Source organism: Streptomyces sp. Pv4-95 (assembly GCF_045782725.1).
Classification (GTDB): Bacteria; Actinomycetota; Actinomycetes; order Streptomycetales; family Streptomycetaceae; genus Streptomyces.
The window spans coordinates 8,293,175-8,308,675 of record NZ_CP127172.1 but is presented as its reverse complement, the minus strand read 5'-3'; the positions used below and the strand labels follow the sequence as shown (position 1 = coordinate 8,308,675).

Sequence of the window (15,501 nt, the reverse complement as noted above, 5' to 3'; positions counted from 1 at the left end):
GACCTCCTCCCCCGCCGCCAAGTGGTTGACGCGTGACGTCGGGGGCGCACTGACGTGAAACCCCTCAGAGTGGGAACACGTGTTTCCTTAGCAGTTGCCTCACCTGGGGAGGACGTCATGACCGTGACGGGTGCGTCGAAGCCGTATACACCGCAGCAGCACTGTCCTTCCTGCCGCGGGGCGGATCATCCGCCTCTCGAGGAACAGCGGGAGCCTGCGCGGGAGCGTGTGAACCGAAGATGGAACGAGATTTTGCAGGAGACGAGAGTCGCGCAGACCGGCGTGCAGATCCTCTTCGGTTTCCTGCTCAGCGTGGCGTTCACTCCATATTTCCACGAACTGAGAACCTTCGACCACGTCGTCTACGTAATCACCGTGGTACTCGGGGCTTCCGGCACCGGAGCACTGATCGCGCCGGTGTCGATACACCGTTTTCTCTCCGGGCAGCGCATGAAGGACGACATCATCTCGATCGCGGGCAGGCTGATGGTGTGTGGCATGGTCCTCCTGGCATTGACGATCGGCGGCACCCTCCTTCTGCTCCTTCACGTCGTCGTACCGAGCCTCCTCGCAGAACTGCTCGTCGGCGGTGTCATGTTGTGGTTCGCTGTGTGCTGGTACGTCCTGCCAATTCTGCTTCGTCGGCGCTCTGCCCACCGAACCGAGGCCTAGGTCGGCGCTGCTCTCCCGCTGCGTAAATAGCGAGGCCAGCATCCGGATCGCGCAGCCGGGGGCCCAGGTCTGATCCTGGAAACAGCTGTTCGGCGTTCGTCGGCAACGGCGGTCTCGGGCGTCCTCGCCTATCGCCTGAGCGGAGGGGCAGCTCTCACGAACCCATGGGCATGCCGGACGGCGAACGACGGCTGCGTAAGCAGATTCGGTGGCTCCGGTACACGGTCAACATCGTGGCTACCCTGAGAGCCCATCCCACGCCCCGAGAAGGAAACTCGAAGGGAGAACTCAGCTGACGATGCCGGCCGCAGCTACTTGGACCGGCCACCAGGGAGGCCGGCCCGGCGTCTTCGGGCTGAGTAGTTGAGGCGCAGCAGTTAGCGCCAACCCTTGGCTCTTTCCCGGACCAAGAAAACGGTCAAGGCCGGGTGAGTTTGGCGGCCACGGCGTCGAGGACCCAGTCCAGGCCGGTCGCAAAGGATGTCTCGGCGTCCACGTCCGTGCCGTCGTACACGGCCCTGGTCAGCGCCGGGAAGCGGCCCGTGGCCAACATGCTCGTCACATGCGGGCCGGAGGCGCGCTGCCAGTCTTGCTTGGACAGGCCCGTGGCGCGCTCGGCCCGCAGGTTCGCGATCTCGCGCCTGATCGCGCCAGTGAAGTAGGCGCCGACAGTCTCCACGGCGCGCATGACGGTGTCGATGTCGGCGAGGCCGTCGAGGGCGGCCAGCGTGGCCTCGGTCACGGCGAGGCCGTTCGGGCCCAGGGTCGGGCGGCCGCCGAGCAGGTCGGCCAGCCATTCGTGACGGAGAGCGGCCTGCCTTGTGCGGTGGGCGAGGACACGCAGTGCCTCCCGCCAGTCACCGGGCTGCTCCTCAGGGAGGATCTCGGCCTGGACCTCGTCCACCATGAGGTCGAACAGCTCCTGCTTGGTGGCGATGTATCCGTACAGCCGCATCGGGCCGGCGTTCAGCCGGGCGGCGACCTTGCGCAACGACACCGCCTCCAGCCCGCCCTCGTCGGCCAGCGCGATGGCGGCGGCGACGATCCGCTCCCGGTCGAGCGGCACGGGGCGAGTTGGCGGCTCCGGCCGGTCCCAGACAGTCATGGTCATACCGTTCTGTTGCGATGCATCGTATTGGGGAAATACAGTGTATCGACATGAGACATCGTATCGCCGTGGTCGGGAGTGGCCCTGCCGGCCTTACCTTCGCCCGTGTCCTGCACCGCCATGGCTACCGCGTCGCCATCTTCGAACGCGATCCCGCCCCCGATGCCCGCCCCCCGGGCGGCACGCTGGACCTGCACGAAGGGCTGGGCCAGCTCGCATTGGACAAGGCGGGGCTGCTCTCGGAGTTCCAGGAGCTTGCCCGTCCCGAGGGGCAGGCCATGCGCATCCTGGACCCGGGCGGGACCGTCCTGCGCGACTGGCGACCCCGGCCGGATGACCGGGCCAATCCCGAGATCGACCGCGGGCAACTCCGTGACCTACTACTCGGCCCTCTCGATGTCCAGTGGGGTCGGGGCGTGACGCAGGTGGTGCCGGGGACCCAAGATGGCGTACTGGTCCATTTCGCGGACGGGCGACAGGAGACGTTCGACCTCGTGGTCGGCGCGGACGGCGCCTGGTCCCGGAGCCGTCCGGCAGTCTCGTCGGTGACGCCGCATTACACCGGCGTCACCTACGTCGAGACCTCCCTGGACGACGTCGCCGCCCGCCACCCTGGCCTCGACCGGATGATCGGCGACGGCTCCGTGGCTGTGTACGGCGTGAACCGCGCGCTCGTCGCCCAGCGCAACAGCGGCGGCCACGTCAAGGTGTACGCCCAGTTCCGCGCGCCACTGGACTGGCACACACACCTGGACCTGGCTGACGTCGAAGCCGTGCGATCGAGCCTGCTGGCTCTCTTCGACGGCTGGGCCGCTCCCGTCCTCGACCTCCTCCGCCACGGCACCGCCTTCGTCCACCGCCCCCTCTACGTGCTGCCCGTGTCCCACACCTGGGCCCACGTCTCCGGGGTGACGCTGCTGGGCGACGCGGCCCATCTGATGCCCCCCTTGGGAGCAGGCGCGAACCTCGCGATGCTGGAAGGCGCCGAACTCGCCGAGTCCATCGCCACCGGCCCTGAAGATCTGGACGAGACTGTCCGTGCCTTCGAGGAACAGATGTGGGCACGGGCCGACAGGTGGGCGAAGATCACGACGGCCGGTCTGGAACGCCTCGTGAGCCCGGACCCTGCCGAAGCCCTGGCCCTCTTCGACCAAGTCCAGCCATCCTGACTGCAGCAGGCTCTTTAGGGGCCCTCCACCAAACACCTGAACACGCACCGTCTTCGCCTCGCCGGGGCACCGCCTCAGAGTGCTTGCTCAGCCCTTGCACTACGGCTGGGCGAGTTCGGCCGGGTAAGCGGAACCGGCAGCGCCGGACTTTGCCCGCTGCCCTGAGCTCACCCCTCCGGTCCTCTGTGCGCCGCCTCCCGGCCCTTCGTCACCCTCCTGCGAGGCTTCCGCAGGGAGCGTTCACTCCCCCAACCAGGCTGTTCTGGACCTGGATGAGGTTCAGGCCCGTCGCCTCGACGAGCGCCTGCTCATCGAAGTCTGGGTGCGACTCAAGGTACGAGCGATACCCGCCCGAAGCACTTGCCTGACGAACGGGCCCTGGCTGTAGTGCTGCTGAATCTCACCGAGATGCTCGGACTCCAGGCGACCGCACGCCGCCGGCCGTCCGGATGCGGGTCGCACGGGTGGAGGAGGAAGAAGCGCTGGTGACCCGGTTCCCGGAGTCCTCCGCGCAACGGCTGGCCAATGAGATCCGGACGCAGGCAGGCAGGAGTTTCGGCAGCGAGAGCGGCGACGACGTGGCGTCGGAACTGAGTCCGGACCGGAACACCTCGACCGGCGGCACGCTGTGGCAGGCTGCGCGAAGAGGCCCGGCCGGCCAGGCGGCCGGACCGCCGACGTCAAGGACGCAACAGATGAACGTGCCGGATCCGGGGCGGACTTCCTCCCACGTCACCCGTCGCGAGGCCATCGCCGCGGAGACCGCGAAGTTCGTGGCCGCGCTCGCGGGCGCGAGCCTTGCCACCCCGGTCCCCAGCTGTCCGGGCTGGACGCTCCTCGACCTGGTCAGGCACACCGGAAGCGTGCAGCGGCGATTCTCGGCGCTGCTGCGGGAGGGCGTCCAGGAACCCCCGCGCAGCCGCGAGATCGGGGAGCTGCGCTTGCCGGATCACGAGGACGACTACCCGGCATGGTTGACGGCCAGTGCGGCCGAGGCGGCCGAGACCTTCACGGCCGTCGATCCGGAGGACCCGATGTGGGCCTGGGGTGCCGATCAGCACGCCCGGTTCTGGGTACGGCGGATGCTGTTCGAGACGCTGGTCCACCGCACCGACGCGGAGACCGCTGTAGGCATCCCGCCCACCATCGACCGTGGGCTGGCGGCCGACGGCGTGGACGAGTTCCTGGTGAATCTCCCCTTCGCGGAGTCCTTCGCTCCCGAGGTGGCCCGCCTCCGTGGCCAGGACGAGACCCTGCTCTTCCGCTGCACCGACAGCGAGGCCGGTTGGCTGGTCCGGCTGCGGCCCGACGGCTTCGGCGTCGAACCGGCCCACGCGGACCCGGCGGCGGCGGCCGCATCAGCCGGCGCCGCCGTCCACGCGGCCGCCGCCGACCTGCTACTGCTCGTCTATGGACGTCTCGACCGCCGCTCGGACGCCTTCACGTTGCACGGCGACCACCATCTGCTCGAGCGCTGGTTCGCCCACTCAGCATTCTGAGAGCTGAGAGAGAGCCGGACACCAACCGACCGACGCGTTGCCGCGAACTGCCGCACTATCCCCGGCGGGTGCCCGGGACGCCCCGGGCACCGGCGGCCCCCGCCCCGGCGCGCAGGGCCAGTTGCGCCAGAGCCTGCGGCGCACCCGCCTGCCCGCGGATCCCGGGGAAGGCGCTGATGTCCACCGGGGCGCCGCTTTCCTCGCGGCGGGCGGCGAGGGCCAGAGCCCCCGGGGGGGAATGAGGAGGTAGACGTCTGCGGGCGCGCCCGGATGGTCCGGTTCGTGCGAGGCTCCCGGAACCGCCGGGCCGGCCGGTCCGGGATCGATGCCCTCGACGGGTGACGAGGCGCCAGAATCGCGGTGAACGCGGCCAGCAAGAGGTGCTCGGGGCATCGGTGATCAGGCAGATCCTCACACGGCGCCGACGGTGGCGGCGGACGGGGTGGGGAGAAGTCCGTACTCGAGAGACCCGGTCGCGGCCTGCGGGCGCAGACCATCGACATGACCTCACCTTCCTCCGGACCAAGCAGGCTGGTGCAGCCCGCTCACGACGGGCACCTGACCAGAGAGGCCCAGGGGAGGCGGCTCCTCGCCTCCCCTGATCGGAGAATGCTCAGTCGATACAGAATTCGTTGCCCTCGATGTCCAGCATGGGGATGCACGACTCGTTTTCCTCATCGGCATACAGCGTTTGCACGTGGGTGGCGCCGAGCGCGACCAGTCGTGCGCACTCGGCTTCGAGCGTGGCGAGGCGCTCGTCCCCCACGAGCCCGGTGCCGGCCCGAACGTCGAGATGCACCCGATTCTTGACGATCTTGCCTTCGGGGACGCGCTGGAAATACAGTCGCGGGCCCACACCTGAGGGATCCGTGCAGGCGAACCACGAATCCCGCTGCTCAGGTGACTGCGAACGCTTGAAAGCATCCCAAGAAGCAAAACCCTCTGGCGGCGGCGGTACGACGTACCCCAACACCTCGCACCAGAAACGAGCGAGACGCTCAGGCTCTGCGCAGTCAAAGGTGACCTGGAACTTCTTGATCGCCGACATCGATGCACCGTACCAAGGGGAATTGGGACTCAGCCGCTCATTTCCCCAGACCCATCCGCCCCCACCGTCGCGCCCTGAGCCACCAAGTGACCAGACCGGACGGTCCGCGAGAGCGACGCGACCGCGCGACGGAGCACCCCGGAGCACCCCGGAGCACCCCGGAGCACCCCGGAGCTCCCCGGGACCCGTCCTGACGAGACCCTTCACGCCAAGACCCGTTCCGGCACATCCCGCCGTTGAGCCCCGAGCGGGGTCATGACCGCCCCGTCACCGTCACCAACGGTCCCCTCCAAGGGACACCTCGGTGCCCAATTAACCGGACCTACTTGCCACTTGGCGTAGACCTTCTCCGTGATCCTCGGCTACGCTCCGGCTGACATCGAATGAGAGCGCTCTCACCTGCTCGCTGTTCCACCCCACAGCACTGGAACACAGAAGGGCCATCTGCCGTGAGACGTACGACAGCGATACGCACCGGCCTGTCCGCATTCCTCCTCCTCGGTTCCTGGGCCACCGCCGGGTTCGCCCCGGCCTCCGCGGCCCCCTCGCCCGCAAACGAAGCCCCCGCATCCCCCGGCCTGCTCACCGCGATGCAACGAGACCTGGGCCTGACGGCTGGCCAGGCCCGTGCGCGCCTGGCCGCAGAGAAGGCAGCGACGACCGTCGAAGCCAAGGCGCGGCGCGCGGCGGGCGAGTCCTACGGCGGCTCCTGGTTCACTCCGAACAGCGGCACGTTGACCGTCGCAGTCACCAGCGCCCGCACAGCCGACGCCGTACGGGCGGCGGGTGCGGCCGTACGACTGGTCGAACACAACGCCCGGCAACTCGACGCGGCCAAGAAGCACATCGATGCGCTCTCCGCCCCGCCGGCCGGCGTGAGCAGTTGGCACGTCGATCCCAAGGCCAACCGCGTCGTGGTCAACGTCGTCGCCACTCACAAGAACGACAACAACGTCCGGGAATTCCTCGACCGAGCCCGGCAGGCCGGCCCTGTCACGGTCAATGAGACCGCGCAAAAGCCCCGGACCTTCGCTGCGGGCACGGTCGGCGGCGATCCCTACTACACGGGCAACGTCCGCTGCTCCATCGGCTTCTCCGTACACGGCGGCTTCGTCACAGCCGGCCACTGCGGCCAGGCGGGCGCCTCGGTCAGCGGCTGGGACCGCTCGGCCATCGGCAACTTCCAGGGCTCTTCCTTCCCTGACAACGACTACGCATGGGTGAACGTCGGCAGCGGCTGGTGGACCGTGCCGGTGGTCCTCGGCTGGGGCACCGTGCCCGACCAGCTGGTCCGCGGCTCCAACGAGGCGCCGATCGGTGCTTCGATCTGCCGGTCCGGTTCCACCACTCACTGGCACTGCGGCACCGTCCTGGCCAAGAACGAGACCGTCAACTACAGCCAGGGCGCAGTCCACCAGATGACCAAGACCAGTGTCTGCGCCGAGGGCGGCGACTCGGGCGGCTCCTTCCTCAGCGGCGACCAGGCCCAAGGCGTCACCTCCGGCGGCTGGGGCAACTGCACCAGCGGCGGCGAGACGTGGTACCAGCCGATCAACGAGATCCTGAACCGCTACGGTCTGGCCCTCCACACAGCCTGATGCTGCGCAGCGTGCTTGTGCAGGGGCGTCCCGGACCGGACGGGGCCGGGCACCTCTGCGAGCGCACCGGCGTGAGCGCGTCTGTCTGGGAAGGCAGCGCCCACCACCATGGGGCATGCCGCCGGTACGTCCGCTTGATGACTACTGATGTGATGCGGGTCCTGATCGAAACCGCTGGTGCCGGCGAACCGGACCGGCGGTGGCTCCCGACGACGCCTCTGAGAACCCTGCGCCTGCTTCTGGGGCGGGGGTCGACCAGGGGCGTCGCGCTGTCAGCCCCGGCCGTATGTCGGCCAGGACTGGATGACCAGGACGGTGCCGACGGGGCCGTAGGTGACGGTGCTGGATGCGGTCAGCGGCGAGAAGACGAGACTGGAGAGGACCCTCAGGCCGACGAGCCCGATCCGTCGCGCCGCCGCCGGCTCACCGGACGAACCTCACCTCCGGGTAGGACGGGGAAGGCCCGTCCAGTAGGGGCTGCGGCCGGCCCCGCAGGTGCTGGTCGAAGAACGCAGTGACGTAGGCGCGCTGGGCAGCGGTGCTGCGCTCGGGGTCCACGGTCCCGATGTACTGCTCTCTGGTCTCTGCCGGGATGTCGAGGCGCTCGTCCAGAGCCGGCACGAAGGACTGAGCATCCGTGTAGCTGAAGTGGCTGGCTCCCTCCAGGCTCAGGTCGCGCTTCCAGCCGGTGGAGTGGTCCCAGAACGACCGCCAGGACGGCTTGTTCAGATGGGTCTGGTTGTCCTTGCCCATGAGCATGAACGGACGGTCCAGCCCCTCCCGAGCCACTGGCAGGAAGTCGTCCTTGTACTGGAGCGTGCCGTCCATGTTGATGCCCGCATCGATACGGCGGTCCACGCGCATGGTCTCGGCCGCGGTGGCGCCTCCGCCTGAGTGGCCGTACATTCCGATCCGGTCCAGGTCGAGGGCCTTCCCCAGGCCCTTGGGCAGATGGCGCCCCTCGGCATCCGGGTTTCGGCCGCTGTGCAGCACAGCGAGCTGGTCGAGGACGAAGCGCGTGTCGCGCACCCGCGTGTCCACCATCTTCTTGAGCGCTTCGTCTCCCGACATCGGGACCTTTCGTTCGACCCGTCCGTTCGGGAATTGGACGGCGGGCGCCTCATAGGTGTGGTCCATGGTGACGACGACGTAGCCGCGGCTCGCCAATTCCAGAACAGTCGAGGTGCCGAGCGCCCGGGAGTACTGCAGGCTTGGGGAGTTCAGCACGATCGGCCGGCTGCTGTGGTTGTCGGCCGGAGCCTCCCGGGCCGCGTCCGTTCGGATGGCGCCCCAGTCCACCTCGCCGGGTCGAGCAAGACCGAACGAGCCGGATTCGTCCACATCGCGTGCGACGCCGGGCGGCATGTATGGCTGGCGTGGGTACCCGCTCGCCGAACGTGCCGGATACCAGATGCTGACCATCAGCTCCCGGTCCCTGCCGGCGACCCAGGGGTCGCGCCTGCCGTGGTCGACGAGATGGAGTTCGGTGCTCCCGACCAGCTGCCGCCCCGTCGGCTCGGGCAACTCAAACCGTATGCCTGCATGAGTAGTTGGGGGAAGGGCATCGGATGGGACGGCGGCGGAGGCGCCAGCCCCTGCTCCGATGCTCAAACAGAGGGCAAGAGTCACCGCGGTGGCCATCGCTGTGTGGATTCGCATGCCGGCCAATCTCGCCCGGATCCAGCACCCCGGGCATCCATCGCCAGAGGGAGCCGCCCCTGGCATTCCACCGAGTACCTGCCACCAACTCCTAAGGGTCCCGAACGTGCTGCCGGATCATCACCACAGCCTTGGCGAAGCGTGCGACGGTCGCTGTCCACCACGGCAGGATGCTGGTCACGCTCGTGGGCACGCCCGACCTGTTCGACCAACACAGCGAAGCGGGCGTCGCCATACTCGTGCGGCTGTCCACCGCCGCCCTTCCACCCACCCCGGGGTCATCGAGGAGCGGCTCAGCGTCGGGGAGCCCCGCGTGGCGCAGGAACTCCGGCACCGGCCCCCCAGTCCGCTCAACTCTCCAACCACGGGCAACGACTTGTCGACGAGTTCCTGTGCGGTCAGGTCCGGGAACTCAGCCGCGAAGGCGTGGAACGGGCGGTTGCGCAGGCGTAGTCCGGTGGGCCCGCCCCTGCGGACGGGTTCGAAGCCATGCGGTCGAGCAAGCACTGACAGGCGGAGAGGCCGCACTCGCCGCCCTGACAGCTGGGAGGGGGCTGGTCCCCCTGGGCCTGGCCGAGCTCACGATCGCGTGCTGGGCCGCGCGTACCGCTGCCCGAGCTTCGGTCTCGTCCTCACCTTCGGCCACAATCGCCTGCAGGAACAGATCGACCGGCAGTTCGTGGCGGCGCTGACACCCCGCTGCACGTTCCTCCATGCAGGTCTGTGATTCGTTGCTGGCCAGAGGTCTGTGTGGCTCGCTCGGTATCGAGGCTTGTGCTGTGCGCTGTGGTGAGGGGGCCGGGTGGCTGTCGGAGCGTTTGCCGAGGCTGGGCACGGGGCTTTCGAGGTCGAGTACGTCGATGCCGAACGTGTACGTCGACGTGAGGCCCTGTCGGCGGTGTGGGCGGTGAGGTTCGAGTCGCTGCCGCCGGTGCGCACGGTGCGTTCGTACGGCGGGCAGCGGTCGGTGACGCGTGACTACTGGTCGACGACGATGCGGAGGGCGCTTGCGTGCGAGTCTCGACTGGAGCGTGATCTCGCGATGCTGATGGACTTCGATCCCCAGGTAATGTCTCTGGTGTCGCAGCCGTTTCGGCTGTACTGGCCGGGGCGCCGTGGGCGGTTGGGCACGTCCCGGACTTCTTCGCCCGGTTCGCAGACGGCATCGGGGCGGTGGTTGATGTCCGCCCGGATGACCAGATCGGGCCGGACGATGCTCAGGCGTTCGCGGCGAACGAGCGGGTCTGTGATCTGGCCGGCTGGTCGTTTCGGCGGGCGGGAGCCGTCGAGCCGGTCCTGCTGGCGAACGTGCGCTGGCTGCGAGGCTACGGCCATCCGCGCAATTGGCGCTCGGTGACAGCCGAGCGGCTGCTGGAGGTGTTCGCCGAGCCGAAGCCCCGGAAGCCGCGAGGCGCACTTTGCAGCAGGAAAGTTCGCCGCCGCGTTCCTGATGCCCCGCACCGCGGTCATCCCCGCGATGCTAGGCGCCACCGCCCCCTACCGCCTTGCGATCGCCGCCGGCAGGTGGGGCGACACCACCACAGCCGTCATTCGACGCCTGCGCGACCTGGAACTCCCGCACGAATGGTCATCCCGTCGCACACTGACCAAACTTGGACGTGAGGACGAGGCCCCCGCTCCGGCCAACCCCGACCTCTCGGAAAGCAGCCAATTGCTACCCAAAGCTGTCAGGTGGCTCCAGGCCCGCGGGCTCCCCCTCCACGCCACCGCAGAGCTGACAGCCCTCAACGTCGACGAGCTACCCCGCTGGCCGGCGCAACCGCAAGAGCTCCTTGCCGACGACGAAAAACGGGACGTGGACCAGGCAATGCCACCCAGCGGCAACAGCCTGGGATCGATGCTGCCAGCACCGATAGCGGGCAGCGGCCCGGGGCCGGGAGAGGCCACCCGGTGGTCAGTTGGGCGCCGCCGTGACCGGTACCTTTCAGGTGGTATTCGGGGTGTTTGCTGCGGCGCCTGTGTAATCCGCGCCGGGCTTCTTCCTGGTCGCAGCCTCGTCTTCGCTGCTGTCGATCCAAGTGACCGAGGACCGGGGGCGCCGGTCGACGGTGAGGTTAAAGATGTCTGGCCGCGCGTAGTGCCCGGCGACGTCGAGATCGTGCTTGTAGGCGAGCGTCTGCTCGGTATCGATCTCGGCGTGAACGATACCGGGAGTGTCGAACAGCGGCTCCGTGACCCACGCTCCGTCCGGTCCCGCTACGGCGGAGCCGCCGGCGAACCAGACGCCGGTCTCCGGCGTGCCCGGACCGACACCGGCACGGTAGGCGCTGCGAACTTGATCGGGCACGTCCTCGGCGCGCAGGAACTGGGCTGCCGCGAGCACGAAACATCGGCCCTCGAAGGCGTAGGTGCGGCTGGCGGCCTGGTGGGCGTCCGTCATGTCCGGCCAGGCGGCGACGTGGATCTGCTCGCCCTGGGAGTGCATGGACTGGCGGATCAGGGGCTGCCAGTGCTCCCAGCAGATCAAGCCGCCCAGGCGGCCGAATTCGGTGTCGTGTGTGCGCAGGCCGGCGGCGTCAGGGGATGGGGCCCAGACGATACGCTCCGTGTGCGTCGGGGTCAGCTTGCGGTGCAGGCCCATGGTTTCTCCCTGCGGCCCGATGGTGAGCAGGGAGTTATAGATGGTGCCTGAGTCACTGGCCTGGCGCTCGTTCATGCCGATACTCACGGTCGCGCCGGATCGCGCGGCGGCTTCGCGGATTGGGGCGAGCTCGGGGGAGTCGACGCTTGGGCACTGCCGGAGCAGGGCCGCATACCAGTGGCGGGCCTCGGCGTCGTCCCAGCCGGCGAGGCCGAAGATCCAGGCGGGGTAGCCGGTCAGCCAGGTCTCGGGGAAGGCGATGAGCTGGGCGCCCTGATGCGCTGCGGCGTCGATGTGCTCGACTGCGCGGCGTACACCCTCGGCGATGTCGAGGATCGATGGAGGCTCCTGGACGATGGCGACGTGCACGGTATTCACAGTTCGCTCCCGAGGTGTGCTGTGGTCGTGGCCGTCCGGGGCGTGGAGGCGAGTTCGTCCAGTTCACGTTTACTTTCCTCGATCCGCCTCGCCTCGTCGGTGAAGTCGAGTCTGCGGGTGAGGACGAAGTACAGGCCGCTGCCGACGGCCAGCCCCACGAGGAAAGCGATATCCACGCCGCCGAGGGCGCGTGCGGCAGGCCCGACGTAGAAGCTCAGGGACATGAACGGGATCATCGCGAGCAGGCCAACCACGTAGGAAGTCAGGCCGCGCCAGGCCCAGCGCCCGTACATCCCGTTGGGGTTGAACATCTCGGTTATCGCGTAGTGGCCGCGCCGCACCAGGTAGAAGTCCGCGAGATTGACGGCTGTCCAGGGGATGAGGAAGTACAACATCAACAACACAAAGTTGTTGAATGAGCCGAGGTAGTCGGACGGCAGTGCGAGCGCGATGATCACGGACAACATCGCGATGACCGTGATGCCAGTGACCCGCATGCGGACCCCAGGCCGCACAGGTGTGAAGCCGTCGATCGCGCTCGCACTGGTCAGCATGGCGCCGTACGAGTTGACCGCGCAGATACTCAAGAGCGCGGGAACGGAGATGAGAACCAGCAGCGTGCCGAATCCACTGACCATGCTATTGCCGACCGTAACGAGGCTGCCCACCGCATCAGGTGCGTTCAGATGGGTGCCCAGCAGGGCGCCCAGGCTCATCAGCCAGATCGCCGAAGCGGTGGCGCCCAGGTAGGTCCAGGTGATGACCCTGCGCGCCGGGGTGGCCTCCGGCAGGTAGCGGGAGTAGTCGGAGACGTAGACGGAGTAGCTGATCTGGTAGCCGGCCGCCACGGAGAACATGATCAGAAATCCCGTGAGCGTCCAGCCGGTCCTGGCTACCGCCGGGGCGCCGCCCAGGTGGACTGCCGCGTAGATCGTGAACACCCCGAAGAACACGACGAGGACCGGCGTCAGCCAGCGCTGCACTCGGTGCAGCAGGTCGTGGCCGATGACGGCCAGTACGACGGCGACGATCATGAGGAACGGGTACCAGAACCACCGGCTGCCCGGAAGGACCGTCTGCAGGGCCTGGGTCGCCAGCACAAGATCGAAGACGATGAAGCCGACGTACACGAAAACCGTCGCCGTGAACGGCACGATCGCCCCGCGGGAGCCGAACTGCGCCCGGCATTGGATCATCTGCGGCAGCCCCATCGTGGGGCCCTGGTTGGCATGGAAGGCCATGAAGAAGGTCCCGAAGCCCGCGCCCAGCACGATCGCCAAGACGGTGTAGCCGAGCGACAGCCCGACAACCGGCCCGAGGAAGCCGGACACCATCGTCACGAGAACGAAGTTCCCGGTGAACCAGAACGGACCCTGATGCCATGGTTTGCCATGCCGCTCGGAAGCAGGGACGTGGTCGATCGAGCGGGTTTCGATCACGCGGTGTTGCCTGCCGTCACGTGGTGCGCTCATTCTTCCTTCTTCGTGTCGCGGAGGTGTCCAAAGCGGCGCTGCTTGGCTGAGAGTGTCTGTCGGTGAAGTGACGCGGACAACAGAGGAACCTAGAGACTTCGACGCCCCGCGATGTAGGTTCCTCCAGTGGCCATCACGATCCGAGACTTGCTCGACGACCCAGACCTCGGCCTGACTCTGCTCGTCGGGGGCGACCTGGACCGCCCGATACGGTGGGTGCACATCAGTGAACTCGCCGACGCGTCGCCCTACCTCGACGGCGATGAACTCATCCTCACCACCGGGATCTGGCGCCGCCGAGAAACGTCATCACTGGACTTCGTTCGCGCACTGGAGACCAAGTCCGTCGCCGCCCTCGGCTACGGCCTGCTTGAATCGGGCGAACCGGTGCCGGAAGCGCTGATCCACGCATGTCGGGACGAATCCGTTCCACTTCTACTCGTACCCACCGCCACCCCGTTCATCGCCATCAGCAAGTGGTTCGTCGAACGGCTGTCCAGTGAACGGGAGGCGGACCTTCGCACCTCACTCACCTTCATGTCCGACCTGATCGCCTCTGCGGACAGGCCGGAACCAGCCGCGGGACTGGAGGCGATCGCACGCATCCTGCACCGGGAAACCGGCCACAGCACCTGGATCACCGACGCCGCAGGGCACCTGCTCGCATACGCCGGCCGGAAACCGGACAGAGGACGCCTACAGGCAGCGGCGCAGCGCACGGCGGACTCTCCCGGCCCCACCGGCGAGCCCAACATGCGCGCCCTCCGCAGCGGCTCGCGCACCACCGCCCTCATCGGCCTCACGGTGAACGAACCCGGAATACTGGCCCAAGCCCGGCTCGAAGCGACCGTCCCCGTCGTCGGCCTGGTGCTCGCCAGGGAACGCACCGCCCGTGAGACCGAGCGCAGGCTGGCCGGCGAACTGGTCTCACTCATCCTGGCTCAGCAAGAACAAGCAGCCGCGGCCCGCATGGTGTCCTACGGCCTCGACCCCCACCAGCCCAACGCCACCATCATCGCCGCCGTCGCCGACGCAGAAACAGAACTTAGCGCCGCCGAGCGCTGGCTCGAACGACAAGGGCTCACCGGCGTGATCGCCGCCCGGGGCTCTGAACTGCACCTGATCATCGACACCAGCTCGACCAGCACCGCCGCCGATGTCCACGCGCGCAGCCTCGTCCAAGCCGTGAACGCCACCGCCGCAGGTGTAGGGCCCCTGGCAACCGACACCAGGAACCTACGCAAGAGCCTCATCCAGGCCCGTCAGGCGTGCGAGCTGGGCCTGCGCCGCGGCGGAGGAACCGTTGTCTCCCAACAACTCGCGGGACACCACTCCCTGCTCCTCGCCCTCCAGGACCAAGACGTTCTCGACTCCTTCCGCGACGCCTTGCTGGCCCCGCTGGAAAGACACGACGCCAAGCACTCCGGCGAGCTGGTGACAACGCTGCGCGCCTTCCTGACGTCAGGCGGCAAATGGCAGCAAACCGCAGATCACCTCCACGTCCACGTCAACACACTGCGCCAGCGCCTGGCCCGGGTCGAGGAGATCACCGGCCGCCGCCTCGATGACACCAGCGACCGCGTCGACCTGTGGCTGGCGCTGCAAGCCCCACGCAGCGGAACGCGGTCTGCATGAGCTGACCAAGGTGTCCGGCGATGAGAAGAAGACACTCGCCCATCGGTGTAGGAACGCCTCCAGGCAGCGGCGCCGCTGCCAGAAGCCGGTCGTGTGCGGCGGATGGAATGTCCAGGCGTTAGTGGACGCATCGTTGTCCAGCACCGTCAACAGCGTGTCGGATGCCTTCTTGAACCACCGCACGAATGCAACCGGATCACGGGGTGCGGCTGGAGGTTTGTAGTCATCACGCCGCTCGGTCACAGCCGCAGCCGTCCACAGGTTCCAACCGCCCAGCGGCATTGTCGCTGTCCTCGTCCGGAAGCTGGGCGGGGGCGGTAGAACACCTGGACGTGGCCCGAAGGATGTCCTCCGCACTCGACGGCTTGTCACTCTTCGGCCGATGCACACCACACCCACCCCGTCTTGCTCGTGCTGGCGTTTGGTAACGGGCTGAGGAGCCGCGCCGTTCACCGGCAATGAAGTTTGGGACGAGCTTGGCCGAAGCCCTGCCAGCGGCAACACACACCGGGATTCAGCAAGACGACGGATTCATCGCATCTTGCCTATCCCCTGGTCGCCGAGGTGCCCGGGAGCGAATGTGAAACGGGACGGGACACAAACCTCTCGTGACGCCTCGCTCCCACAGCGCGTGACCACGCCCCTCACCTGAGCCGACGCC

Annotated in this window: 11 protein-coding genes and 1 pseudogene; 5 read left to right on the top strand and 7 right to left on the bottom strand. The window is 67.9% G+C overall.

All coding sequences use genetic code 11. From position 1 onward, the window contains the following. Positions 1-117 precede the first annotated feature (117 nt). Entirely contained in the window at positions 118-672 is a 555-nt protein-coding gene (locus QOM21_RS36550; protein ID WP_407555398.1) for a DUF6328 family protein, read from the top strand. Positions 673-1,090: 418 nt separating this feature from the next. On the opposite strand, the gene QOM21_RS36545 is transcribed toward QOM21_RS36550, so the two are convergent. Beyond that, positions 1,091-1,777, bottom strand: a complete 687-nt coding sequence (locus QOM21_RS36545) for a TetR/AcrR family transcriptional regulator (protein ID WP_407555397.1) — start codon at positions 1,775-1,777, stop codon at positions 1,091-1,093. A gap of 53 nt (positions 1,778-1,830) precedes the next feature. On the opposite strand from QOM21_RS36545, the gene QOM21_RS36540 reads away from it, so the two are divergent. Together QOM21_RS36540 and QOM21_RS36535 are read left to right on the top strand one after the other, a co-directional pair. Further along, complete coding sequence (locus QOM21_RS36540) at positions 1,831-2,949, top strand: FAD-dependent oxidoreductase (protein ID WP_407555396.1); 1,119 nt, start codon at positions 1,831-1,833, stop codon at positions 2,947-2,949. Between the two features lie 695 nt (positions 2,950-3,644). Next, complete coding sequence (locus QOM21_RS36535; protein ID WP_407555395.1) at positions 3,645-4,448, top strand: maleylpyruvate isomerase family mycothiol-dependent enzyme; 804 nt, start codon at positions 3,645-3,647, stop codon at positions 4,446-4,448. A gap of 613 nt (positions 4,449-5,061) precedes the next feature. On the opposite strand, the gene QOM21_RS36530 is transcribed toward QOM21_RS36535, so the two are convergent. Further along, positions 5,062-5,496 (bottom strand): VOC family protein, encoded by a 435-nt coding sequence (locus QOM21_RS36530; protein ID WP_407555394.1) that lies wholly within the window; start codon positions 5,494-5,496, stop codon positions 5,062-5,064. A 449-nt stretch (positions 5,497-5,945) separates the two neighbouring features. Between QOM21_RS36530 and QOM21_RS36525 the strand changes: the two genes are divergently transcribed. Continuing rightward, entirely contained in the window at positions 5,946-7,094 is a 1,149-nt protein-coding gene (locus QOM21_RS36525) for a S1 family peptidase (RefSeq protein ID WP_407555393.1), read from the top strand. A gap of 293 nt (positions 7,095-7,387) precedes the next feature. Here QOM21_RS36525 and QOM21_RS36520 read toward each other — a convergent pair. The 5 genes and pseudogenes from QOM21_RS36520 to QOM21_RS36500 all read right to left on the bottom strand — a co-directional run. Then, a pseudogene (locus QOM21_RS36520) lies at positions 7,388-7,513 on the bottom strand (ribonuclease BN); the annotation flags it as partial. A 4-nt stretch (positions 7,514-7,517) separates the two neighbouring features. Further along, positions 7,518-8,618: an alpha/beta hydrolase family protein gene (locus tag QOM21_RS36515; RefSeq protein ID WP_407555392.1), complete on the bottom strand. Its 1,101-nt coding sequence runs from the start codon at positions 8,616-8,618 to the stop codon at positions 7,518-7,520. A gap of 1,113 nt (positions 8,619-9,731) precedes the next feature. Further along, on the bottom strand, positions 9,732-10,223 hold the full coding sequence (locus QOM21_RS36510) for a hypothetical protein (RefSeq protein ID WP_407555391.1): 492 nt from the start codon (positions 10,221-10,223) through the stop codon (positions 9,732-9,734). A 475-nt stretch (positions 10,224-10,698) separates the two neighbouring features. Next, complete coding sequence (locus tag QOM21_RS36505; protein ID WP_407555390.1) at positions 10,699-11,724, bottom strand: carbon-nitrogen hydrolase family protein; 1,026 nt, start codon at positions 11,722-11,724, stop codon at positions 10,699-10,701. 5 nt (positions 11,725-11,729) lie between these two features. Next, on the bottom strand, positions 11,730-13,205 hold the full coding sequence (locus QOM21_RS36500; protein WP_407555389.1) for a purine-cytosine permease family protein: 1,476 nt from the start codon (positions 13,203-13,205) through the stop codon (positions 11,730-11,732). Between the two features lie 147 nt (positions 13,206-13,352). Here QOM21_RS36500 and QOM21_RS36495 point away from each other — a divergent pair, with 147 nt between their 5' ends. Further along, positions 13,353-14,840: a PucR family transcriptional regulator gene (locus QOM21_RS36495; RefSeq protein WP_407555388.1), complete on the top strand. Its 1,488-nt coding sequence runs from the start codon at positions 13,353-13,355 to the stop codon at positions 14,838-14,840. Positions 14,841-15,501: the final 661 nt, after the last annotated feature.

Excerpts from the sequence above, each read along its gene's own strand:
- QOM21_RS36550 (WP_407555398.1), top strand. The coding sequence starts at position 118 with ATGACCGTGACGGGTGCGTCGAAGCCGTATACACCGCAGCAGCACTGT.
- QOM21_RS36545 (WP_407555397.1), bottom strand. The coding sequence starts at position 1,777 with ATGACTGTCTGGGACCGGCCGGAGCCGCCAACTCGCCCCGTGCCGCTC.
- QOM21_RS36540 (WP_407555396.1), top strand. The coding sequence starts at position 1,831 with ATGAGACATCGTATCGCCGTGGTCGGGAGTGGCCCTGCCGGCCTTACC.
- QOM21_RS36535 (WP_407555395.1), top strand. The coding sequence starts at position 3,645 with ATGAACGTGCCGGATCCGGGGCGGACTTCCTCCCACGTCACCCGTCGC.
- QOM21_RS36530 (WP_407555394.1), bottom strand. The coding sequence starts at position 5,496 with ATGTCGGCGATCAAGAAGTTCCAGGTCACCTTTGACTGCGCAGAGCCT.
- QOM21_RS36510 (WP_407555391.1), bottom strand. The coding sequence starts at position 10,223 with ATGACCGCGGTGCGGGGCATCAGGAACGCGGCGGCGAACTTTCCTGCT.
- QOM21_RS36500 (WP_407555389.1), bottom strand. The coding sequence starts at position 13,205 with ATGAGCGCACCACGTGACGGCAGGCAACACCGCGTGATCGAAACCCGC.